Genomic DNA, 21,957 nt, shown 5'->3' on the forward strand with positions numbered 1-21,957 from the left:
ATGCCAGGCGACAACGTACAGATGACTGTAGAGCTAATCGCACCAATCGCAATGGACGAAGGTCTACGTTTCGCGATCCGTGAAGGTGGCCGTACAGTAGGTGCTGGTGTTGTTGCTAAGATCTTCGACTAATTCATAACGAATTAAACGAAATCTTGCACTGTTCTTCTTTTTGAAGAAAGCGCATCGAAAAGGGAAGCTTAGGCTTCCCTTTTTCATTTCTAGATTACATTTAGTTATAAGTGTTGAAATAAAAGACGTCACTTTTTCGATTTAAAAACAGAGTTTTACCGGCTTTGTTTCTTAACGCTTTTACTCACCCCTCTTAACCCTTTGATCTTTTCCTGCAGCGGTAAAATCGTTATAACCAAATATTCTGAGCGGACACCATAATGCGACTGGTAACAAGAACTATTCTTGTTTATATTGTTTGTCACAGATTAGTTTTATAGGTTTTTTGAGTATGTACGTTTGTCTTTGCCATGGTGTCTCCGACAAAAAAATTAGGAAGTTGGCGATAGATGAAGGCGTAACAGATATTAAAGGAATCAAAAAGTGCACGGCATTGGGCAGCCAATGTGGTAAGTGCATCAGACAGGCCAAGGAAATTTTAGCGGAAACTAGTTACACGGAATTTAAACAAGCCAGCTAATTGCTGTAAGTATGCAGTAATTATTTGCCTTACATTTTGACACCTTCTCATTTGCTTCTACATTTAAATGAAGCCAAAGAGGAGGGTTCTGTCATGAAAGGCGATCCAATCATCATTCAACATCTCAATAAAGTGCTCGGTAACGAGCTCGTCGCTATTAATCAGTATTTTCTTCACGCCCGAATGTATAAAGACTGGGGCTTAAAGCACCTAGCAGACAAGGAATATCACGAATCTATCGATGAGATGAAACATGCCGATCATCTAATTGAGCGTATTTTGTTCCTTGAAGGCCTACCGAACCTACAAGATTTAGGTAAGTTGATGATTGGTGAAGATACCAAGGAAATGCTCGAGTGTGACTTAAAGCTTGAAATGGCGGCTATTCCAGATTTAAAAGATGCGATTGCCTACGCTGAAGACATTCGAGATTATGTGTCTCGAGATCTCTTCCAAGATATTCTTGAAGATGAAGAAGAACATGTTGATTGGCTAGAGACGCAACTTGGCTTGATTGAAATGTCTGGTATTGAGAATTTTCTCCAAGCGCAATACGTGGACGAAGAGTAACGATACTTTCTGAGTTTGCATACTCCAATAATAGTAAGAAGAAAGAGCACCTGACTCGAAAATCAGGTGCTTAACCCCGTTATCTGGTCTAATCTCTTTTATTATCGGCTTTTTAAGGATATTGCTCGCAATCTTGCCTATGAAGTTTGATTTCTATCCGATAGAATTTATGCCCCCTTACCTAAAAATAAAAAAGAGAAACGTCCATGTCTGAAGACAACCACCAAGCAGCCACTCCAGAAGAAGAACATCGCCAAAAAGCATTGGATTACCATGCTTATCCAACTCCAGGAAAGATTGCTGTCGAACTGACAAAGCCTGCGGAAACGGCGGGTGATCTTGCCCTTGCATACAGCCCAGGAGTTGCAGAGCCAGTGCGTGAAATCGCACAAAACCCGGATAACGTGTACAAGTACACTGCAAAAGGGAACATGGTTGCTGTTATTTCTAACGGTACCGCTATTCTAGGTCTAGGTAACCTAGGTCCACTTGCATCTAAGCCAGTGATGGAAGGTAAAGCGTTACTGTTTAAGCGTTTTGCAGGTCTTGACTCTATTGATATTGAAGTTAAGCACCGCACGATCGATGAATTTGTTGATACTGTTGCGAGCATTGCAGACACTTTTGGCGGTATTAACCTTGAAGATATTAAAGCACCAGACTGTTTTGAGATTGAAAAACGTTTGATTGAGCGTTGTGATGTACCAGTATTCCACGATGATCAACATGGTACTGCTATTGTAACGGCAGCGGGTATGCTGAATGCAATCGAACTTCAAGGTAAGAAACTTGAAGATTCAACAATTGTTTGCCTTGGCGCTGGCGCTGCCGCTGTAGCGTGTATGGAGCTTCTGATCAAATGCGGTGCAATGCGCGAAAAAATCTACATGCTAGATCGCAAAGGTGTGATTCACACTCGTCGTGATGATCTTAATGAATATAAGCAGCTATTTGCGAACAATACAGATAAGCGCACACTAGAAGACGTGATTGAAGGTGCAGATCTGTTCCTAGGTGTATCTGGTCCAAACCTATTGCCAGCGGAAGCGTTGAAGTTGATGGCAGATAAGCCAATCGTATTCGCATGTTCTAACCCGGATCCTGAAATCAAGCCGGAACTTGCTCACGCAGTTCGTGATGACTTGATCATGGGTACTGGCCGTAGTGATTATCCTAACCAAGTTAACAACGTATTGTGTTTCCCATTCATTTTCCGTGGTGCTCTTGATGTGCGTGCAAGTGAAATCAATGATGAAATGAAACTTGCAGCCGTTGAGGCGATTCGCGAGCTAGCAAAAGAGCCTGTACCTGAAGCCGTATTGAAGGCTGCCGGTGTTGATAAGCTAGAGTTTGGTGCGGACTATATTATTCCAAAACCAATGGATTCACGTTTGCTACCACGTGTTGCAAAAGCGGTTGCTCAGGCGGCGGTTAATTCAGGTGTAGCTCGTATCGAGATGCCTGAAAACTACATGGCAGAGTAATATATCTTTCAGATGTGATACATAAAAAATGGGACGCTATTGCGTCCCATTTTTTATGTCATTCATTTGGCTCGAGGCAAGAGTTATTACCTGAAACCTCTTATCAGGCTTTTTTATTCTTCGTCGAATGACTCAAATTCGATGCCCATTTCCGTCATCAGCGCTTTTACTTCTGTTGGAATATCATCAGGACGGTCTTTACGAAGGTCTTCATCTGTCGGAAGTGGCTGACCTGTGTACGCGTGCAAAAATGCCTCGCATAGCAGTTCGCTATTGGTTGCATGGCGTAAGTTATTGATCTGACGGCGAGTACGCTCATCAGTTAGCACCTTTAAAACTTTTAGCGGGATAGAGACGGTAATTTTTTTTACTTGTTCGCTTTTTTTGCCGTGCTCTGCATATGGGCTAATGTATTCGCCATTCCAGTCAGCCATTGCACACCTTCATTTATGTAATCGGTTAAAAATAATTTAGGTGCTGATTTTAGCTGCATTTACCGCCATAAGCAAAGACATATAGACGTCTAGAAGTGTTGACGTCTCATTTTTTGACGAGTAAAGTGAACATAACAGCAAAGGAAGCGTGTTGATCACTTTATGTTACTCATTAGATATAGCGCATTCCTATTTAGAAGTCATTACCCGTGAAAGGATACACCCATGAGCACTCGCAAACCTGCGACCATTGCAGTACGCACTGGTATTGAATCAGACAGCCAATATCATGCTGTCGTTCCACCTATTTATCTTTCCACTAACTATGGTTTTCCTGCTTTTGGTGAAGTGCCCAAGTATGATTACACACGATCTGGTAATCCAAACCGCGGACTGTTGGAAAGTGCGCTATCTGAACTTGAGTCTGGAAAAGGAGCGGTTGTTACTAACTGCGGTACGTCGGCATTAAATTTATGGGTTTCCGCTTTTCTCGGCCCAGATGATCTCATTATTGCTCCTCACGATTGTTATGGCGGCACCTATCGTCTTTTTAATACTCGAGCTAGCAAAGGCGATTTTAAGGTTCAGTTTGTCGATCAATCAGACGAACAGGCTTTAGATGCTGCATTGGCACAAAAACCAAAACTCATTTTGCTAGAAACTCCGTCAAACCCTCTGGTTCGCGTAGTGGATATTGCAGCTACCTGTGAAAAAGCGAAACAAGTCGGCGCGTTAGTTGCGGTGGACAATACCTTTTTGACACCCGTGTACCAAAAACCTTTAGAGCTAGGTGCGGATTTTGTTATCCACTCCACAACAAAGTACATCAACGGTCATTCGGACGTAATTGGTGGGGTAATCATCACCAACACAGAAGCGCATGCAGAAGAGCTTGCATGGTGGGGCAATTGTATTGGTGCAACGGGCACACCTTTCGATAGTTACATGACACTGCGAGGTATTCGTACGCTTGGTGCTCGTATGAAAGTACATGAAGAGAGCTCACAGCAGGTACTGGCTTACCTACAGAAACAAGCGTTAGTTAAAACTATCTATCATCCAAGCCTGCCGGAACATCCAGGTCATGACATCGCTAAAAAGCAGCAAACGGGCTTTGGCTCTATGTTGAGTTTTGAGTTTGCTGGTTCGTTTGAGCAGTTAAAGGTGTTTGTGAAAGAGCTCCAACTGTTTTCATTAGCTGAATCATTAGGTGGTGTAGAAAGTTTGATTTGCCACCCGGCATCCATGACGCACCGTGCAATGGGTGAGGAGGCGCTGGCGGAGGCTGGGGTCTCTCATCAACTATTGCGTTTGTCTGTCGGTTTGGAAGATGCACAAGACCTCATCACAGATTTAGAACAAGCGTTCGCTAAAGCTACCCAGTAATAGGAGACGATAACAATGACTGTACAACGTCAGCTGCATAAGTTTGGTGGCAGTAGCTTAGCAAACCCAGAATGCTACTTACGCGTTGTGGGTATTCTCAAGGAGTATTCGACAGAAAATGATCTTGTGGTCGTCTCAGCCGCAGGAAAAACCACTAACCGCTTGATTGAGTTTTTGGAAGGGTTAAATAAAGATGGCCGAATTGCGCATGAAGCGCTTCAAAGCTTAAGACAGTTTCAAACTGAGCTAATAGAAAGCTTGTTGGAGAGTGAAGCAAAAGAAGAGCTGTTAGCTTTATTACATGATGAGTTCAGTACTCTCTCGGAGCTGACTGCACCACTCACTAATGCGCAAAAAGCCGCGGTACTGGGGCACGGAGAAGTATGGTCTGCTCGCCTATTGGCCGCGTTATTATCTCAACGTTCTATCCCTGCGGTTGCACAAGATGCACGAGCGTTTTTACGTGCAGAAGCGGGAACTCAACCAGAGGTTGATCGCGCTCGTTCATACCCTTTAATTAAAGAGATCCTCGCGCAGCATAACCATAAACGTGTGGTAATTACTGGCTTTATGGCTCAGAACGAGGCAGGAGAAACCATCCTACTTGGTCGTAACGGCTCTGACTATTCTGCAACGGTCATAGGCGCGCTTGCTGAAGTCAGTACTGTCACGATTTGGAGTGATGTTGCTGGTGTCTATAGTGCTGATCCACGTTTGGTGTCTGACGCTTGTTTATTACCGTTACTTCGATTGGATGAAGCCAGTGAACTTGCTCGCTTAGCTGCCCCAGTGCTACACAGTCGTACGCTTCAGCCTGTGGCGCAAAGTACCATGGACCTTAATCTCAAGTGTAGCTATCTGCCAGAGTCGGGTTCTACTCGTATTGAGCGTGTATTGGCATCTGGTCGTGGCGCTAAAATTATTACTTCACTGGATGATGTTTTATTGGTGCAGTTGTCTTTCATGCATGGGCACGACTTCGAAAAAACACAGAGTGATGTATTACAAGCGTTGCAGCGCGCGCAATTAGAGCCATTGGCATTTGAAGCTCAATCCGATCAGCATACGCTACGCTTGGCTTACACCGCAGAAATCGCCGGTGGTGCATTGAAACACTTGCAAGAGCTTGCGGTAGAGGCAGAAATTAAGCTAAAAGAAGGTTACTCGCTCTTAGCTGCGGTAGGTGCAGGCGTTACGAAAAACGCCAATCATTGCTTTGGCTTTTATCAGAAGCTAAAGCACTCTCCGGTAGAATTTATCTCTGAAACAGACTCAGGGCTGAGCCTAGTCGCTGTTTTGCGCCGTACTGATACCGAGGCGTTGGTTCAAACGATTCATAGCCAGTTGTTCCAAGCGCAAAAACGCGTGGCAGTGGCTTTATGTGGCAAGGGTAATATTGGTTCTAGTTGGTTAAATTTATTTGCGACGCAAAAAAGTGAGCTCGAAAAACGTCATGGTATGAGCTTTGATCTTGTCGCGGTTGTGGATAGCCAAACCTATTGGTTCGATGAGCAAGGTATTGAGGCGGTGAGTGTTGCTGAACGATTTGATGATGAAAGCATAGCAAACAATGGGGATTGGCTGGCACGTTTGGGAGCGCTTAAAAGCTACGATGAAGCCGTCGTGCTTGATGTTACCGCGAGTAAAGATTTGGCTCAGCGCTACGTAGAAATCGCACAGCAAGGCATTCATTTGATTTCCGCCAACAAAGTGGCCGGTTCCGCAGATAGTCAGTACTACCATCAGGTTCAAGATGCATTCGCTAAAATTGGTCGTCATTGGCTATACAACGCAACGGTTGGTGCTGGGTTACCGATAAACCATACCGTGCGAGATCTTCGTGAAAGTGGGGATGAAATCGTCGCTCTATCGGGGATTTTCTCGGGGACGTTATCATGGCTGTTCCAACAGTTTGATGGTTCTGTGCCATTTAATGATTTAGTCGATCTTGCTTGGCAGCAAGGGTTAACCGAACCTGACCCTCGTTCTGATTTAGATGGCTCCGATGTAATGCGTAAGTTAGTCATCTTGGCTCGAGAATCGGGCCTAGATATAGAACCAGACAGCGTTAAAGTTGAGTCTTTGGTGCCAGAAGAATTAAGAGAACTGAGCTTAGATGATTTCTTCGATAATGGAGCGTTGTTGAGTGAAATACTTCAAGAGCGTCTGACAAAAGCACAGAGAAACGATCAAGTGCTTCGCTATGTGGCGCGTTTAGAAAAAAATGGTAAAGCAACGGTGGGAGTCGAAGCGTTATCTCGTGAGCACGCGCTCGCCAACTTATTGCCATGCGATAACATTTTTGCCATAGAGAGCAAGTGGTACAAAGATAACCCTCTGGTCATTCGAGGACCAGGCGCCGGCAGAGAAGTGACAGCCGGCGCTATTCAATCCGACCTCAACCGATTGGCTGGTTTATTTTAAAGTTGCGATTGACCTAAAAACCCTGGAATTAATCCAGGGTTTTTTATTCCCCTATCAGTGCCATACTGAAGTCATAACCCGTGCAAAATGGCGAGATGATGCTCAAGTAGAAACTTGAACTATCTTCATTATTAACTTGAGAAAAATTCATAATTACAAGGTTGACATTAAATCGTATTCAATACATTCTGTAGACATATAGACGTCTAAACGTCGATTTTAAGGATTTGTTTTCGTGGCGGAGTGCCGCAGGGAGAGTAAGATGGGATATACGCACGCAGGCCATATCGACGCCTTGAACCAGAATATTGCTGAGTTATCAGATAACATCAATGTATCGTTTGAGTTTTTTCCGCCAAGCAGCGCTAAGATGGAAGAAACACTTTGGAATTCAGTGCACCGTCTTAAAACGCTTCAACCTAAATTTGTTTCTGTGACTTACGGTGCGAACTCCGGCGAGCGTGACAGAACACACTCCATCATTAAAGAAATTAAAGCAACAACCGGATTGGTTGCCGCTCCCCATCTCACTTGTATTGATGCGACTCGTGAAGAGCTGATTAATATTGCCGATGATTATTGGAACAATGGTATTGAAAATATCGTCGCTCTGCGTGGTGATATTCCTCCAGGTGGCGGTGCGCCTGATATGTATGCCTCGGATTTGGTTGAGCTGCTGAAATCACGCCACGATTTCGATATCTCCGTTGCTGCATTCCCTGAGGTTCACCCTGAAGCTAAAAGCGCACAGTCTGACTTATTGAACCTAAAACGTAAGGTAGATGCAGGTGCAAACCGTGCTATTACTCAGTTCTTTTTTGACGTTGAGTCTTACCTGCGATTCCGTGACCGTTGTGTCGCAGCAGGAATTGACGTAGAGATTGTGCCAGGAATTTTGCCTGTATCGAACTTTAAGCAAGCTTCTCGCTTTGCGGCACAGAACAATGTGAAAGTACCAGGATGGATGAGCAAACAATTCGATGGCTTGGATGATGATCCGGTGACTCGCCAGCTTGTAGGAGCTAGCCAAGCTATTGATATGGTGCGTGTACTGAGTCGTGAAGGGGTTAAGGATTTTCACTTCTACACACTAAACCGTGCAGAGATGACTTACGCGTTATGCCATACGTTGGGTGTTCGTCCTCGCGCAGTAGTCGGTGCGTAAACCTAGTTTCAAAAAGATAAAAGGCTTGCCAAGTGGCAAGCCTTTTTCGTTTTATCAAAGCAAAAGGAGTTTAACCAATCACTTCAAGTTCAGTTAGAACTTCTTCTGCCCAAGTGATCCAAGTTTCACGTAACAGTAGGTTACGGCGAAGCGTTAGACGTTCTAGGCGAGCTTGTTTATCTAAAGTTGACGGCGTTGCGTAGTAAGCCGCTTCAATTTCTTTGTAGTGAGAAACCAGTTTGCGAGACTCTTCAACTAGCTCGGCGAGTTGGTCACGGAATGGAGCCGCTGGTTGAACGGCACATGCCATCAATTTCGCTGAAAACTCATCACGAACTGTTGGGTGTGCAGTTGGTTGATCAAACCACTCTCCTAAAGCGCTGCGACCAGCGTCTGTAATGGAGTAAACCTTGCGGTCTGGTTTGCCTTCTTGGGGTTCTAATACGCAAGTAACCAGTTCTTTCTCAGCCATTTTGTTGAGTTCACGGTACACCTGTTGGTGGCTTGCTTTCCAGAAGTAACCGATGCTAGCAGAGAATTCTTTAGTGATATCGTAACCGGTTGCGTCGCGAGTGCTAAGAACAGTTAAGATTACGTGTGGTAATGACATGTCTTCAATCCAAATGGTCAATAAACTTGTAAACAAGCTACTTATACTTTCAGCTGCGCTCTTACTGGCACTTGAGTTTTTTAATGTATAAGTAGCACCAACAATGTTGGTCCTGTCACCTTAAAGCCGTTTATCACCTAGAGAGATGGGGAGTCCCATCAAGGCTGGAGCAGGTATGATTGGATTTATGAGCTCTCAGCAGGCAAGTAGTATATAAATAATAAGCATGAAGTGGAATAGTAGGACAAAATTACCCTAAAAAACTAACATAATAATCAATAGTGTTAACTTGTGGTTTTTTGTTCTTTTGTTTTGGTATTTTTTGGGTCTATTGTGGTTTATTTGACTGCTTTTGTTTTGGTGCGATTATCCTGTGATAAAAAAAGCTGAGCATTTGCCCAGCTTTTTATTAAAAATGAAATGATTAGCCTGTGTTACGCATACCAGCAGCAATACCAGCAATCGTCACCATCAACGCTTCTTCCAAGTTTGCAGAGGCTTCTTCGGTTTGACGCGTGCGGTATAGCAGCTCTGCTTGTAGCATATTCAATGGCTCAACGTAGATATTGCGTAAGCGAATCGACTCGAGTCCCCAAGGGTCATGCTGCATCAAGTTTTCATTGTTCTCTACATTCAGTACCGCTTTGATGTCTTCTTGAAGCTGAGCACGAAGTTTTTCACCGAGTGGACGGAGCGACTCATCCACCAATCGCTCATCGTAGTAGCGAGAGATATCAATATTACACTTCGAGTACACCATCTCTAGCATGCCGAGACGAGTAGAGAAAAACGGCCATTCGCGGCACATCTCTTCGAGCAATGCTTGGTGGCCTTTATCGATCGAGTATTGAATCGCTTCACCTGCGCCTAGCCATGCAGGAAGTACCAAACGGTTTTGACTCCATGAGAAGATCCACGGGATTGCACGTAAGCTTTCTACTCCGCCCTTAGGGTTGCGTTTTGCAGGACGAGAACCAAGTGGCAACTTGCCGAGTTCGAGTTCTGGTGTTGCTTGGCGGAAGTAAGGCACGAAATCTGGCTCGCCACGAACCACATTTCGGTAAGACTCACAGCTTACTTCTGATAGCACTTCCATCAAGTCGCGCCATTCTTGTTTTGGCTCCGGTGGCGGTAACAAGTTGGCTTCCAGAATCGCGCTTGCGTATAGGTTAAAGCTGTTTACTGCGACATCTGGGAGACCCAGTTTAAAGCGGATCATCTCGCCTTGCTCTGTTACACGTAAACCGCCTTTCAAGCTTTTTGGTGGTTGCGACAAAAGCGCAGCATGCGCAGGTGCGCCACCGCGACCGACTGTGCCCCCACGACCATGGAATAGAGTTAGCTCAACGCCTTCTTCTTCAGCCACTTTAACTAACGATTCCATCGCATGATACTGAGCCCAACCTGCAGACATAACACCTGCATCTTTCGCTGAGTCAGAGTAACCAATCATGACCATCTGGTGGTTTTGGATAAAACCACGGTAAAGGTCAATCCCCATAAGCTGCTTGATGACCGATTCCGCGTTGTTCAAATCGTCTAGCGTTTCGAACAGAGGACACACATCCATGCGGTAAGGGCAACCAGCTTCTTGTAGCAGTAGATGAACGGCTAGTACGTCAGAGGCGGTACGTGCCATTGAAATAACGTAAGCGCCAAACGCTTCACGCGGTTGTGCTGCAACAATCTTGCAGGTATCCAAAACCTCTTTGACGGGTTCAGACGGTTCCCAATCACGAGGGAGAAGCGGACGTTTAGATGCCAGCTCGTTAGTTAGAAAAGCAATCTTATCTTGCTCACTCCATTGTTCGTAATCACCAATACCTAAGTAGCGAGTCAGTTCAGACAAGACGTCTGAGTGACGCGTGCTCTCCTGGCGGATATCAAGACGTACAAGATGGATACCAAATGCTTTTACGCGGCGTAGTGTATCCAGTAGTGAGCCGTTGGCTATTACACCCATGCCACATTCGTTTAGTGACTGGTAGCAGGCATACAACGGTTCCCAAAGTTGCTCGACTTTTTGCAGTGGTGCTTTAACGGCCAGTTTTTGACCGTGGATCTTAGCATCGAGAATATCTTTGGTTTCATTGAGCAGAGTGCGTAATTGCTTCAGGATCGCACGGTATGGTTCGTGCTGATCTTCGCCAGCAAGCTCACGGACTTGATCGTTTGAAACTGTCATAGACAGCTCGCTGATCAACTCGTTGATGTCATTGAGATAAAGATCGGCGGCTTTCCAACGAGACAAAAGTAAGACTTCACGCGTAACGTTGTGAGTAACAAACGGGTTACCGTCACGGTCACCGCCCATCCAAGAGGAGAAGTGCACTGGGCGAGCATCAATAGGTAAACCTTCTCCAAGGTAAGATTTTAGACGGTCATTCATCTCACGTAGGAAGTCCGGTACTGCTTCCCATAGCGAGTTTTCAACGACCGCAAAGCCCCACTTTGCTTCATCCAACGGAGTTGGGCGTTGTTGTCGAATCACGTCTGAATGCCAGCCTTGGGCAATCAGTTGCTCTAGGCGGCGTTCGGTTTTTCTGCGCTCTTTAGAAGAAAGATCGCTTAGCTCCAACTTTGATAAGCACTCATTTATCTTGACCAGTTTGTTGATCATCGTACGGCGCGTAATTTCTGTTGGGTGAGCCGTCAATACCAATTCAATATTTAGATCACGAACCGCTTGGGCAGTGTCCAGTTTGCTCACATCGTTTTGTACCAGTTTAGAAAACAGCGAGTTAATCGCGTCTGGTTCGCAAATGTGCTCTTCACAATGGCGTGAAATCGTGTGGTATTGCTCAGCGATATTGGTGAGGTTTAGAAATTGGTTAAACGCGCGAGTAACGGGCGTTAGCTGCTCATCAGGTAGATGTTTGATTTCTTCGATCAAGCTGTCTCTGTCTGCTTGATTCCCTGCTTGAGCTGATTTGGATAATTTACGAATGGTTTCCACTTTCTCGAAGATTTCTTCGCCATGGGCATCGCGAATGGTGTTACCCAATAAGTGGCCTAACATGCGCACATTACTTTTGAGTGCGGCGTATTTCTCGTTCATTGTCGTCCTGCCTCGTAAAAAAACTACATCCATTGTCCTTGTTAAGACTCCAATCTAGCGAAAAGCACCAGTTATAGTCAAATAAAGCAGACTAAGTTTGCAATTATTCCGCTGTCTCCTGATTTAGAGCAAATTTACGGCAGCCATAGAGTAAGAAGTGAAAATTAATTACAAAATAACAAGTTAAATAAGTGTTAAGACTAGCGCTAAATTGTGAAGATAAAAAGATGCAGCTCAATCGAGCTGCACAGACTTTCGAGCTTAAACGCGTATTAACAGCAGTACTTGACCATCGCCTTTGAAAGCACATCAATTGTGGGGTCGATAAAGTCGAAGGATAGAAACTCATCCGGTTGATGGGCTTGGTCGATTGACCCAGGGCCGAGCACCAAGGTTGGACACAACTGCTGTAGAAATGGTGCTTCAGTACAGTAGTTCACGGTTTCTGAACTGGTTTGGCAGATCTCTTCAACACCACCAATAAATGGGTGGTCATGTTGGCATTCGTAACCCGGAATAGGCTCATGCAATGGAATAATCTCCAGTCTCCCAGGCCATTTCGCTTCGACTTCTTTTAATGCTCCGCGCAACATGTTCTCTAAACCATCAAGGCTAATGCCGGGAAGAGGACGCACGTCGTAATGCAGTTCGCAGCAACCACAAATACGGTTAGCGCTGTCACCACCGTGAATGTGTCCAAGATTTAGGGTTGGGCTTGGAATGGCAAAACCCGGATGGTGATATTCTTTAATCAATTTGTCACGCAGTTGCATCATGGCGAACATGACTTCATGCATGATCTCAATAGCGTTAACGCCAAGCGCTGGGTCCGATGAGTGACCGGACTTGCCTGTTACGCGAATGGCATTTGCCACATGCCCTTTATGACCTCGAATTGGTACAAGGCTGGTGGGTTCACCAATGATGCAGTAATCCGGCTTAAATGGGGCGTTTGCTGTGAAATGTCGCGCGCCCAACATGGTGGTCTCTTCGTCACAAGTGGCTAATACGTAAAGTGGTTTGCTCTGCTTGCTCCAATCGACTTTCTTCACTGCTTCATAAATAAAGGCGAAAAAGCCTTTCATGTCTGCTGTGCCTAAACCGTAGAAGCGGTTGCCTTTTTCCGTCAGTTTATGCGGATCAAAATTCCATCGCCCTTGATCGAATGGCACGGTATCACTATGGCCAGCAAGTAAAAGGCCACCTTCACCCTCACCCATACGTGCGATCATATTGTGCTTGCCTGGCTCGACTTCGATCACTTCAACGCTAAAACCCAGATCTTTAAACCAAGATGCGAGTTTTTCGATGACTTTTGCATTGCCCTGATCCCAGCTCGGATCCGTGGAGCTGATAGAAGAGGTGCTGATGAGTCCTTCATAGACCTCTAGAAAAGTTGGTAATTGCATGGATTCTTCAAATCTCCTGTTGACAGACAGACCACAAAAATGTAAAACACATATTAAATCATATTTAATGAATAAAAAATCAAAATAAAGCAAAAGTTAAATATGAATAGTCATTTGAGCCTTTAAGTATATGGATGTCACACAATGCTAAAAACCACGATTATTGGAGCCAGCGGTTACACCGGTGCAGAGTTAGCGTTAATGGTTAATAAACACCCACAACTCACGCTATCAGGTTTATACGTTTCCGCCAACAGTGTTGATGCGGGAAAGAGCATCGCGCAGCTACACGGTAAGCTAGCGGGCATCATTGATATGCCAGTTTTACCACTAACGGATCCACTGCAAATCGCTCAAGAATCGGACGTGGTGTTTTTGGCAACGGCTCACGAAGTCAGCCATGATTTAGCCCCAACTTTCTTGGAGACAGGCTGTCAGGTATTCGATTTATCGGGTGCATTCCGTGTGAAAAGTGAAGGCTTTTACGACACTTTTTATGGCTTCGCACATCAACATAACAACTGGCTAGATAAAGCAGCATACGGCTTAGCAGAGTGGAACCAAGAGCAGATTAAAACTACTCCTTTGATTGCGGTGGCAGGTTGTTACCCAACCGCTTCACAGCTTGCAATCAAACCTTTATTAGAACATGCGTTGCTCGATACCAACCAATGGCCAGTGATCAACGCAACCAGTGGTGTATCAGGTGCAGGGCGTAAAGCCTCCATGGTTAACAGCTTCTGTGAAGTGAGCTTGCAACCTTATGGTGTATTTAACCATCGTCACCAGCCAGAGATTGCTCAGCAATTGGGTTGCGATGTGATTTTTACTCCGCACCTCGGCAACTTTAAACGCGGCATTCTTGCCACTATCACCATGAAGCTTGCGCAAGGTGTGACAGAAGCACAAGTGGCACAGGCGTTTGAACAAGCTTATCAAGGCAAGCCTGCGGTGCGTCTTAAAGGCGACGGTATTCCACGTATTCAGGATGTCGAAAATACCCCTTTCTGTGATATCGGCTGGAAGGTACAAGGCGAACACATCATTGTGATTTCAGCTATCGACAACCTACTTAAAGGTGCATCGAGTCAAGCGATGCAATGTCTCAATATTCATTACGGTTACCCAGAACTGACAGCGTTGCTGTAGTCGTTGAAAGAGGGAAATGCGATGACGCAAACCAATCAAGCTCCTTTAGTCATTAAGCTAGGTGGTGCAGCTCTATCATGCACTCAAACCTTAAGCCAACTTTTTGGTGCCATTGCGGCTTACCAAAAATCGGCACAGCGACAAATCGCCATCGTTCATGGCGGTGGCTACCTAGTTGATGAGTTGATGGCAAAGCTTCAGCTTGAAACCGTTAAGAAAAACGGTTTACGCGTAACGCCTTACGATCAAATTCCTGTGATTGCAGGCGCGCTTGCAGGCACTGCGAATAAGTTACTTCAAGGTCAAGCGATTGCGGACGGTCTTAACGCTGTGGGCCTTAGCCTTGCGGATGGTGGTTTGTGTCTTGTTGAAGAACTTGACCCAGAACTCGGCGCGGTAGGCAAAGCATCACCGGGTGACTCAGCACTATTACAAGCGGTGCTAAACACAGGTGCACTGCCGATCATCAGTTCAATTGGTTTAACCAAAGATGGCCAGATGATGAATGTGAATGCTGATCAAGCAGCAGTCGCGGTTGCGGGCGCATTAGATGCGGAGTTAGTCCTGTTATCAGACGTGAGTGGTGTATTAGATGGAAAAGGCCATTTGATCAAAACCCTGTCAGAGCAGCAAGCTAACTCGTTGATCGATGGACATGTGATCACCGATGGCATGATCGTCAAAGTTAAAGCTGCTTTGGAGGCCGCCAATGATCTTGGCCGTCCAATTGAAGTCGCGACCTGGCGTTACCCAGAAAAATTAGCACAGTTATTCGCTGGTGAAAGTATTGGTACTCAATTCTTGCCTCAATAAGCATCAGCAAAAGAATTCAATATTAGGAAGTCGTAGTTGGCACTGACCGCCGAGCGCAGCGCCAGTTAAGTTTGGAGAAAAAACATGAGCAAAGTGAACGTAAATAAAGTGGTAGTCGCATACTCAGGCGGTCTAGATACTTCAGTAATTATCCCGTGGCTAAAAGAGAACTACGACTGTGAAGTAGTGGCTTTCGTTGCCGATGTTGGTCAAGGTGCCGAAGAGCTAGAAGGCATTGAAGCGAAAGCAAAAGCCTCTGGTGCTTCTGAGTGCTACATCGCTGACTTGAAAGAAGAAATGGTCGCAGACTACATTTACCCAACGCTAAAAACCGGCGCGTACTACGAAGGTAAGTACCTGCTAGGTACATCAATGGCGCGTCCAATCATTGCCAAAGCGCAGGTTGAAGTGGCACGTAAAGTGGGCGCGGACGCTCTGTGTCATGGCTGTACAGGTAAAGGTAACGACCAAGTACGTTTTGAAGGCGCATTCGCAGCACTAGCACCGGACTTACAAGTGATTGCACCTTGGCGTGAGTGGGACCTAGTGAGCCGTGAAGAGTGTTTGGATTACCTAGCTGAGCGTAATATTCCTTGCTCTGCGTCTCTTACTAAGATCTATTCACGTGATGCAAACGCATGGCACATTTCGACGGAAGGCGGCGTTTTAGAAGATACGTGGAACGCACCAAACGAAGACTGCTGGGTGTGGACTGTCGACCCAGAGCAAGCGCCAAATGAAGCGGAATACGTCACGCTGAAAGTAGAAAAAGGTGAAGTGGTCGAAGTTGATGGTGAAGTGATGACACCATACAACGCACTGGTTTACCTAAACGAGAAGGGCGCTAAGCACGGTGTTGGCCGTATCGATATCGTGGAAAACCGTCTTGTTGGAATGAAGTCTCGTGGTTGCTATGAAACACCGGGAGGCACCATCATGATGGAAGCGCTGCGTGCTGTAGAGCAGCTTGTGCTAGACAAATCATCATTCGAATTCCGTGAGGAGCTAGGTCTAAAAGCGTCTCACCTTGTATACGATGGCCGTTGGTTTACGCCACTATGTAAATCTATCCTTGCTGCTTCAGAAGAGCTAGCGCAAGACGTTAACGGTGAAGTGGTTGTTAAGCTTTACAAAGGTCAAGCGACAGTCACGCAAAAACGTTCTGACAACAGCTTGTATTCAGAAGAGTTCGCGACTTTTGGTGAAGATGAAGTTTACGACCAAAGCCATGCAGGTGGGTTCATCCGTCTTTACTCGCTATCAAGCCGTATTCGTGCATTGAACAGCCAGAAGAAATAATCCCTTAACATCCATCTTGGATTGAATAAAGACCCGCCATTTATAGGCGGGTCTTTTGGTTTCTAAAAGCGGGTACCTAAATTTGGCTTGAATATATATGTAAAAATATTGAATTTATACTTTATTTTTTATCGAAATTGCCGTAACGTTGACACATAAGAAAAAGTGAGCAAATGACCATCAAATTGGTTACTACTCATTCGAGAACGTTAGAGTAAGCAATAGTCATCAGGAGAGACGCAATGGCATTATGGGGCGGAAGATTTACCCAAGCGGCAGACACCAGATTTAAAGAGTTCAATGATTCGTTGCGTTTTGACTACCGATTGGCTGAGCAAGACATCGTAGGTTCAATCGCATGGTCTAAAGCTCTGCTTTCTGTTGATGTGCTATCGGCAGAAGAACAGCAAAAACTGGAACTTGCTTTAAATGAGCTGAAGTTAGAAGTGATGGAAGACCCTCACCAAATTCTTCGCTCTGATGCAGAAGATATCCACTCTTGGGTTGAACAGCAGCTAATCAGTAAAGTGGGAGATTTAGGTAAAAAACTCCACACTGGGCGTTCTCGTAATGACCAAGTCGCCACAGACTTGAAACTTTGGTGTCGTCAGCAAGGTCAGCAATTGTTGATTGCTTTAGATCGCCTACAAGCACAAATGGTCCATGTTGCTAAACAGCACCAAGGCACCGTATTGCCAGGCTATACTCATCTTCAGCGTGCTCAACCTGTAACCTTTGCTCACTGGTGCTTGGCTTATGTTGAAATGTTCGAGCGTGACTACTCTCGTCTGAATGATGCCTTACAGCGTCTCGACACTTGTCCACTTGGCTCGGGTGCTTTAGCGGGAACGGCTTATCCGATTGATCGCGAACAATTAGCACATAATCTCGGTTTCCACCGTGCTACGCGTAATTCACTCGATTCGGTTTCAGATCGTGATCATGTGATGGAACTGATGTCGGTGGCGTCGATTTCTATGCTTCACCTTTCTCGTCTTGCAGAAGATATGATCTTCTACAATTCAGGCGAGTCAAACTTCATTGAGTTAGCGGATACGGTGACATCTGGTTCGTCATTAATGCCACAGAAGAAAAACCCAGATGCACTTGAGTTGATCCGTGGTAAGACAGGGCGTGTCTATGGCGCATTATCGAGCATGATGATGACAGTTAAAGCCTTGCCATTGGCGTACAACAAAGACATGCAGGAAGATAAAGAAGGGTTGTTTGACGCTTTAGATACATGGAACGACTGCATGGAAATGGCAGCTCTGTGTTTTGACGGTATTAAAGTGAATGGCGAGCGCACACTAGAAGCGGCGAAACAAGGTTACGCAAACTCGACGGAGTTAGCTGATTACCTAGTGGCGAAAGGCATCCCATTCCGTGAAGCTCACCACATCGTCGGTGTCGCGGTCGTTGGTGCTATTGCTAAAGGTTGTGCGCTAGAAGAACTGTCTATCGAAGAGTTAAAAGCCTTCTCAGAGGTCATTGAAGCGGATGTGTATGACATTCTGACTATCGATTCGTGTTTGGAAAAGCGTTGTGCTTTGGGTGGTGTTTCGCCTCACCAGGTCGCTTACGCGGTAGAACAAGCGGATAAGCGCCTGAGCCAACGTGACAGCTCGGCGGTGAAAGTGCGTCCTGCACGTTTGACGGACATTGAAACGCTGGAAGGTATGGTTGCTTACTGGGCGAACCTTGGTGAGAATCTTCCGCGCTCTCGTAATGAGCTCGTGAGAGATATTGGCTCTTTCGCGGTGGCTGAGCATCATGGTGAAGTGACGGGTTGCGCTTCTCTATATGTGTATGACTCAGGGTTGGCTGAAATACGCTCTCTTGGTATCGAAGCGGGCTGGCAAGGCCAAGGGCAGGGCAGTGCGATTGTGAACTATTTGGTTGAGAAAGCGCGCCAGATGGCGATCAAGAAAGTCTTTGTTCTAACGCGAACGCCTGAGTTCTTTATGAAGCAAAGCTTTTTACCGACATCGAAGTCATTACTGCCGGAGAAAGTTCTGAAAGATTGCGATCAGTGCCCACGTCAACATGCATGTGATGAGGTAGCGCTTGAGATCAATTTAATGGAGCAAGTGATCCAAAAAACGCATGTGGCATGAACTGAAGTTGTGGAGTGATTTTATTAGCATTCAATGACATAGTCATTTTCCTGTTTACTTACATCAGTATTCGCTAAAAAAATCGAAAAAATTTGGAACCTTTGAGAGGAAGCCCGGTCTATTAAAGTACCACTGCTTTTTCTTAGAAGAATCTAAGAGAGCCCCAGAACTGACATTGGTTTTGGGGCTTTTTTCTATCTGTCACTTTTCTCTTTTTTATTGGCCTTTTTTTGTCCCTTTCGACGTTGCCAAGGCAAGATGACAAAACGCATCCATAAGTGTAGAAACAACAAAACGTTGAAAGCGAAGCCGGCAAAGATCAAAGCGATCGACTCGATGCTTTGTGGATCATCTTTGAGCATAAACCACCACACAATCCAACACAGTACAGAAAGTACCGTCAATTGATCCAAGCATCGTTGGCAACGTCCAAGTTTTTTCCAAAACCAATGTTCCTCGCAGCGGCGACAAGTCATAGTGTTTTCCAAACCATTAGTGTTGCTTCAGATTATATATCTAACTAAATGGTGGAAAGCGTTTCTTACACGGGCTTAGAGCGCCATGACACAACCAAAAATGGAAAGTTAGCTTTGTAAAAGCTTTGTGGCACGTAATTGATGTATGATGTGCTGTCAGTCTTTAACAGGAAATATAATGATGTCGACAGAGTTGAAACTTGCGCTGAGTATCGCTGGTGGGTTCTTTATGATCGGTGTTGTCGCGATTTATATGGTCAGCCGCTATGCAATGATGGCAGCGTAAGAGAGATTTTATTGCGCCGAAGTAGCAAAGCAAAGCCTCGTTGATGACGAGGCTTTGCTTTATATTTAGATAGAAGCCTGAAAGCGTTAGCAGCCAGGGCCGCAGTCAAGACAATGTTTCACCATTTCTGGCCCTAAGTGTAGTTTTGCATTCAAATCACGTAGAGCGGTGCGGACGCCTTCTTCAATCACTGGGTGATAGAAGGGCATATCTAACATCTCAGAAATCGTCATCCTATTTTGGTGCGCCCATGCTAAAAGGTGAGCAAGATGCTCTGCATTCGGGCCCATCATTTCTGCACCTAAAAAACGTCCAGTGCCTTGCTCTCCGTAGACATGCAGAATGCCTTTATTACGAAGCATGACGCGCGAACGTCCTTGATTTTCAAACGAGACTTCACCGGTTGCGAAACATCCACATGTGCCTAGACGTGTTTCTAGTTGTTTATATGTTTCTCCAACCATAGCAATTTGAGGGTCGGAGAACACGGCTGAAATTGGTGAGCGACGCAGACCCGCACGAATATCTGGGAAACGGCCTGCGTTGTCTCCAGCAATACGGCCTTGGTCAGCGGCTTCGTGCAGCAGTGGAATTTGGTTACTTGCATCACCCGCGATGAAGATGCTCTCTACCGAAGTTTGCAATGTGTAGTGATCCGCCGTTGGTACGCCACGTTCATCGAGAGCCACATTGGTGTTCTCGATCGCCAGCTTATCGACGTTTGGACGACGACCCGTTGCGGCCAATACGTAATCGACAACGAAAGTTTCTAATTCACCATCATGGTTGATGAATTGGATTTCGACCTTGTCTTCGCCGTCATTGTCTGACGAAGCAATGCGTTTCATACTTTCGACTTTTACATCTGCATCAAGGTAGAACTCTTCCTTAAAGGCTTTATCTGCATACGCCATCACCTCTGGGTCTGTCAGTGGGCCCACTTGTCCTCCAATGCCAAAGAGCTTCACGTTTACTCCTAGGCGGTGTAAAGCCTGACCCAATTCAAGGCCGATGACTCCTGGGCCAAATACTGCCACGGACTCTGGTAAGTCATCCCAGTCAAATACATCATCGTTAATCACTAGGCGATCACCCAGTTCATTCCAAGCTGCCGGATATGCTGGACGAGATCCTGTCGCAATAACAATGCGCTGTGCGGTGACCTGAGTATGATCATCTATGATGAGAGTGTGGTCATCGGCAAACTTCGCGTAGCCCGATAGTTTGTCTTCAGCGGGAATATCATCGACACTTTCAAGCACAAAGCTAACAAAACGATCGCGTTCGCGCTTTACACGATCCATAACTTCTCGTCCGTTAATTCGTACTTCACCTTGCGGGTGTATCCCAAATCCAGGTGCTTTTTCGATTTGATGAACACTTTCTGCTGCCGCAATTAACAGCTTAGACGGCATGCATCCGACACGAGCACAGGTTGTTCCGTAGGGACCGCCCTCAATCATTACCACGCTGTTGGTATGAGCTTTTGCTGCTCGATAAGCACCAAGACCAGCCGTCCCGCCACCAATAACCGCTACGTCGACATTAACTTGTTTCATCGTGAACTCTCGCTTTTGTTTTAAGCCAAGCTAGCTACATTGAGCTTGGAGAGTGAATTGGATAGTTGAATCTGGATAAGTAGTCACCTTATTGGTAGATGACTACTTATCTAGACTAGTAGAAGAAGTGGTTTAGGGTTGGCCTCCGAGCCAAAAGGCACCGGAGACCGAGGGTGTAGGCTATGGACAGCTTAGCCTAGATACGCTTCTAGCTCTTCGCTACCGCCGATGTGCTTGCCACCGATAAAGACTTGTGGAACAGTCGTGCGACCAGATATAGCTCGTAGACTAACTGTTGTTGCGTCTTTACCCAGAATCACTTCTTCATATTGAAGACCGTGGTCAATCAGATTTTGTTTCGCTTTCATACAGAAAGGGCAGCCTGGTTTAGTGAACACAGTGATGGATTCTTGCGTTTTGTAGTCAGGCGCTATGTAGTTCAGCATCGTATCTGCGTCTGACACCTTGAATGGGTCGCCTGGTTCGTTTGGCTCAATGAACATTTTTTCCACTACGCCATCTTTTACTAGCATGCTGTAACGCCATGAACGTTTGCCAAAGCCGATGTCGTTTTTATCCACTAACATACCCATGCCATCGGTGAATTCACCATTACCATCCGGGATGAAGGTAATGTTTTCTGCTTCTTGGTCTTGTTTCCATGCATTCATCACGAACGTATCATTGACCGAGACACAAATAATCTCATCCACTCCGTGCTCTTTAAATACAGGGAACAATTCGTTGTAACGAGGTAGATGGCTTGATGAACAGGTTGGAGTAAATGCACCCGGTAAGCTAAATACGATAACGGTCTTACCTTTAAATAGCTCATCGGTCGTTACATTCACCCAAGAGTCACCTTGACGAACTGGAAAAGTAACTTGAGGGACTTGTTGACCTTCTTTAGATACAAACATAATGATTTCCTTTAACTATTTTAAATTATGCGTATAGAGCTTAGCGTTTTTCGTCGCTCTGTTTCGTTTTGTTGAGCCCATTATTGTAAAAATCCTTTGATAGCTCTAATCGTTTGGTGTTATGGTTTTGATAGGTATTAGCTATT

At 45.5% G+C, this 21,957-nt stretch carries 17 protein-coding genes and 1 pseudogene; 11 read left to right on the forward strand and 7 right to left on the reverse strand.

All coding sequences use genetic code 11. From position 1 onward, the window contains the following. The 4 genes and pseudogenes from tuf to R7P80_RS27275 form a co-directional block, all read left to right on the forward strand. A pseudogene (gene tuf / locus R7P80_RS27260) lies at positions 1-132 on the forward strand (elongation factor Tu); the annotation flags it as partial. Positions 133-463: 331 nt separating this feature from the next. After that, a complete protein-coding gene (locus tag R7P80_RS27265) occupies positions 464-652 on the forward strand; it encodes a (2Fe-2S)-binding protein (protein WP_005381360.1) in 189 nt (62 codons plus the stop codon). Positions 653-745: 93 nt separating this feature from the next. Then, the gene (gene bfr, locus R7P80_RS27270; RefSeq protein WP_213971945.1) at positions 746-1,222 is read left to right on the forward strand and encodes a bacterioferritin; all 477 of its coding nucleotides are present in this window, start codon (positions 746-748) and stop codon (positions 1,220-1,222) included. A gap of 206 nt (positions 1,223-1,428) precedes the next feature. Next, positions 1,429-2,706 carry a malic enzyme-like NAD(P)-binding protein gene (locus R7P80_RS27275; RefSeq protein ID WP_005381358.1) on the forward strand — a complete coding sequence of 426 codons (1,278 nt, stop codon included), beginning with the start codon at positions 1,429-1,431 and terminating at the stop codon, positions 2,704-2,706. A 113-nt stretch (positions 2,707-2,819) separates the two neighbouring features. Here R7P80_RS27275 and metJ read toward each other — a convergent pair whose 3' ends face one another. Continuing rightward, complete coding sequence (metJ, locus tag R7P80_RS27280) at positions 2,820-3,140, reverse strand: met regulon transcriptional regulator MetJ (protein ID WP_005381353.1); 321 nt, start codon at positions 3,138-3,140, stop codon at positions 2,820-2,822. Positions 3,141-3,365: 225 nt separating this feature from the next. Here metJ and R7P80_RS27285 point away from each other — a divergent pair, with 225 nt between their 5' ends. The 3 genes from R7P80_RS27285 (at position 3,366) to metF (ending at position 8,115) form a co-directional block, all read left to right on the forward strand. Next, entirely contained in the window at positions 3,366-4,526 is a 1,161-nt protein-coding gene (locus R7P80_RS27285; RefSeq protein ID WP_017821741.1) for an O-succinylhomoserine (thiol)-lyase, read from the forward strand. 15 nt (positions 4,527-4,541) lie between these two features. Further along, a complete protein-coding gene (locus tag R7P80_RS27290; protein WP_053307548.1) occupies positions 4,542-6,950 on the forward strand; it encodes a bifunctional aspartate kinase/homoserine dehydrogenase II in 2,409 nt (802 codons plus the stop codon). A gap of 262 nt (positions 6,951-7,212) precedes the next feature. Further along, complete coding sequence (metF, locus tag R7P80_RS27295) at positions 7,213-8,115, forward strand: methylenetetrahydrofolate reductase (protein WP_005381345.1); 903 nt, start codon at positions 7,213-7,215, stop codon at positions 8,113-8,115. Between the two features lie 70 nt (positions 8,116-8,185). On the opposite strand, the gene R7P80_RS27300 is transcribed toward metF, so the two are convergent. From R7P80_RS27300 to argE, 3 genes are all read right to left on the reverse strand, one after another. Continuing rightward, positions 8,186-8,725, reverse strand: coding sequence for a PadR family transcriptional regulator (locus R7P80_RS27300; RefSeq protein WP_005382791.1), 540 nt, complete (start codon positions 8,723-8,725; stop codon positions 8,186-8,188). A gap of 424 nt (positions 8,726-9,149) precedes the next feature. Continuing rightward, on the reverse strand, positions 9,150-11,783 hold the full coding sequence (gene ppc, locus R7P80_RS27305; RefSeq protein WP_005381336.1) for a phosphoenolpyruvate carboxylase: 2,634 nt from the start codon (positions 11,781-11,783) through the stop codon (positions 9,150-9,152). A 272-nt stretch (positions 11,784-12,055) separates the two neighbouring features. Next, on the reverse strand, positions 12,056-13,192 hold the full coding sequence (gene argE, locus R7P80_RS27310; protein ID WP_017821739.1) for an acetylornithine deacetylase: 1,137 nt from the start codon (positions 13,190-13,192) through the stop codon (positions 12,056-12,058). 144 nt (positions 13,193-13,336) lie between these two features. Between argE and argC the strand changes: the two genes are divergently transcribed. The 4 genes from argC (at position 13,337) to argH (ending at position 18,570) form a co-directional block, all read left to right on the forward strand. Next, the gene (gene argC / locus R7P80_RS27315; RefSeq protein ID WP_225492157.1) at positions 13,337-14,341 is read left to right on the forward strand and encodes an N-acetyl-gamma-glutamyl-phosphate reductase; all 1,005 of its coding nucleotides are present in this window, start codon (positions 13,337-13,339) and stop codon (positions 14,339-14,341) included. Between the two features lie 21 nt (positions 14,342-14,362). After that, positions 14,363-15,154: an acetylglutamate kinase gene (argB, locus tag R7P80_RS27320; RefSeq protein WP_005381333.1), complete on the forward strand. Its 792-nt coding sequence runs from the start codon at positions 14,363-14,365 to the stop codon at positions 15,152-15,154. A gap of 84 nt (positions 15,155-15,238) precedes the next feature. Then, entirely contained in the window at positions 15,239-16,453 is a 1,215-nt protein-coding gene (locus R7P80_RS27325; protein WP_005381332.1) for an argininosuccinate synthase, read from the forward strand. Positions 16,454-16,695: 242 nt separating this feature from the next. Continuing rightward, complete coding sequence (gene argH / locus R7P80_RS27330) at positions 16,696-18,570, forward strand: argininosuccinate lyase (protein ID WP_005381331.1); 1,875 nt, start codon at positions 16,696-16,698, stop codon at positions 18,568-18,570. Between the two features lie 194 nt (positions 18,571-18,764). Here the strand turns inward: argH and R7P80_RS27335 are convergent, their stop codons facing one another. From R7P80_RS27335 to R7P80_RS27345, 3 genes are all read right to left on the reverse strand, one after another. Then, positions 18,765-19,046: a DUF3624 domain-containing protein gene (locus tag R7P80_RS27335; protein WP_225492155.1), complete on the reverse strand. Its 282-nt coding sequence runs from the start codon at positions 19,044-19,046 to the stop codon at positions 18,765-18,767. Between the two features lie 372 nt (positions 19,047-19,418). Then, positions 19,419-20,891, reverse strand: a complete 1,473-nt coding sequence (locus R7P80_RS27340; protein WP_225492153.1) for a dihydrolipoyl dehydrogenase — start codon at positions 20,889-20,891, stop codon at positions 19,419-19,421. 191 nt (positions 20,892-21,082) lie between these two features. Next, the gene (locus R7P80_RS27345) at positions 21,083-21,811 is read right to left on the reverse strand and encodes a redoxin family protein (RefSeq protein WP_005382781.1); all 729 of its coding nucleotides are present in this window, start codon (positions 21,809-21,811) and stop codon (positions 21,083-21,085) included. Positions 21,812-21,957 lie beyond the last annotated feature (146 nt).

Origin of the sequence: Vibrio sp. 2092, from assembly GCF_033339635.1 — a bacterium.
GTDB lineage: Bacteria > Pseudomonadota > Gammaproteobacteria > Enterobacterales > Vibrionaceae > Vibrio > Vibrio alginolyticus.

Bases quoted from the DNA above. Each gene is read 5' to 3' on its own strand.
- R7P80_RS27265 (WP_005381360.1), top strand. From the start codon at position 464: ATGTACGTTTGTCTTTGCCATGGTGTCTCCGACAAAAAAATTAGGAAG.
- bfr (WP_213971945.1), top strand. From the start codon at position 746: ATGAAAGGCGATCCAATCATCATTCAACATCTCAATAAAGTGCTCGGT.
- R7P80_RS27275 (WP_005381358.1), top strand. From the start codon at position 1,429: ATGTCTGAAGACAACCACCAAGCAGCCACTCCAGAAGAAGAACATCGC.
- metJ (WP_005381353.1), bottom strand. From the start codon at position 3,140: ATGGCTGACTGGAATGGCGAATACATTAGCCCATATGCAGAGCACGGC.
- R7P80_RS27285 (WP_017821741.1), top strand. From the start codon at position 3,366: ATGAGCACTCGCAAACCTGCGACCATTGCAGTACGCACTGGTATTGAA.
- R7P80_RS27290 (WP_053307548.1), top strand. From the start codon at position 4,542: ATGACTGTACAACGTCAGCTGCATAAGTTTGGTGGCAGTAGCTTAGCA.
- metF (WP_005381345.1), top strand. From the start codon at position 7,213: ATGGGATATACGCACGCAGGCCATATCGACGCCTTGAACCAGAATATT.
- R7P80_RS27300 (WP_005382791.1), bottom strand. From the start codon at position 8,725: ATGTCATTACCACACGTAATCTTAACTGTTCTTAGCACTCGCGACGCA.
- ppc (WP_005381336.1), bottom strand. From the start codon at position 11,783: ATGAACGAGAAATACGCCGCACTCAAAAGTAATGTGCGCATGTTAGGC.
- argE (WP_017821739.1), bottom strand. From the start codon at position 13,192: ATGCAATTACCAACTTTTCTAGAGGTCTATGAAGGACTCATCAGCACC.
- argC (WP_225492157.1), top strand. From the start codon at position 13,337: ATGCTAAAAACCACGATTATTGGAGCCAGCGGTTACACCGGTGCAGAG.
- argB (WP_005381333.1), top strand. From the start codon at position 14,363: ATGACGCAAACCAATCAAGCTCCTTTAGTCATTAAGCTAGGTGGTGCA.
- R7P80_RS27325 (WP_005381332.1), top strand. From the start codon at position 15,239: ATGAGCAAAGTGAACGTAAATAAAGTGGTAGTCGCATACTCAGGCGGT.
- argH (WP_005381331.1), top strand. From the start codon at position 16,696: ATGGCATTATGGGGCGGAAGATTTACCCAAGCGGCAGACACCAGATTT.
- R7P80_RS27335 (WP_225492155.1), bottom strand. From the start codon at position 19,046: ATGACTTGTCGCCGCTGCGAGGAACATTGGTTTTGGAAAAAACTTGGA.
- R7P80_RS27340 (WP_225492153.1), bottom strand. From the start codon at position 20,891: ATGAAACAAGTTAATGTCGACGTAGCGGTTATTGGTGGCGGGACGGCT.
- R7P80_RS27345 (WP_005382781.1), bottom strand. From the start codon at position 21,811: ATGTTTGTATCTAAAGAAGGTCAACAAGTCCCTCAAGTTACTTTTCCA.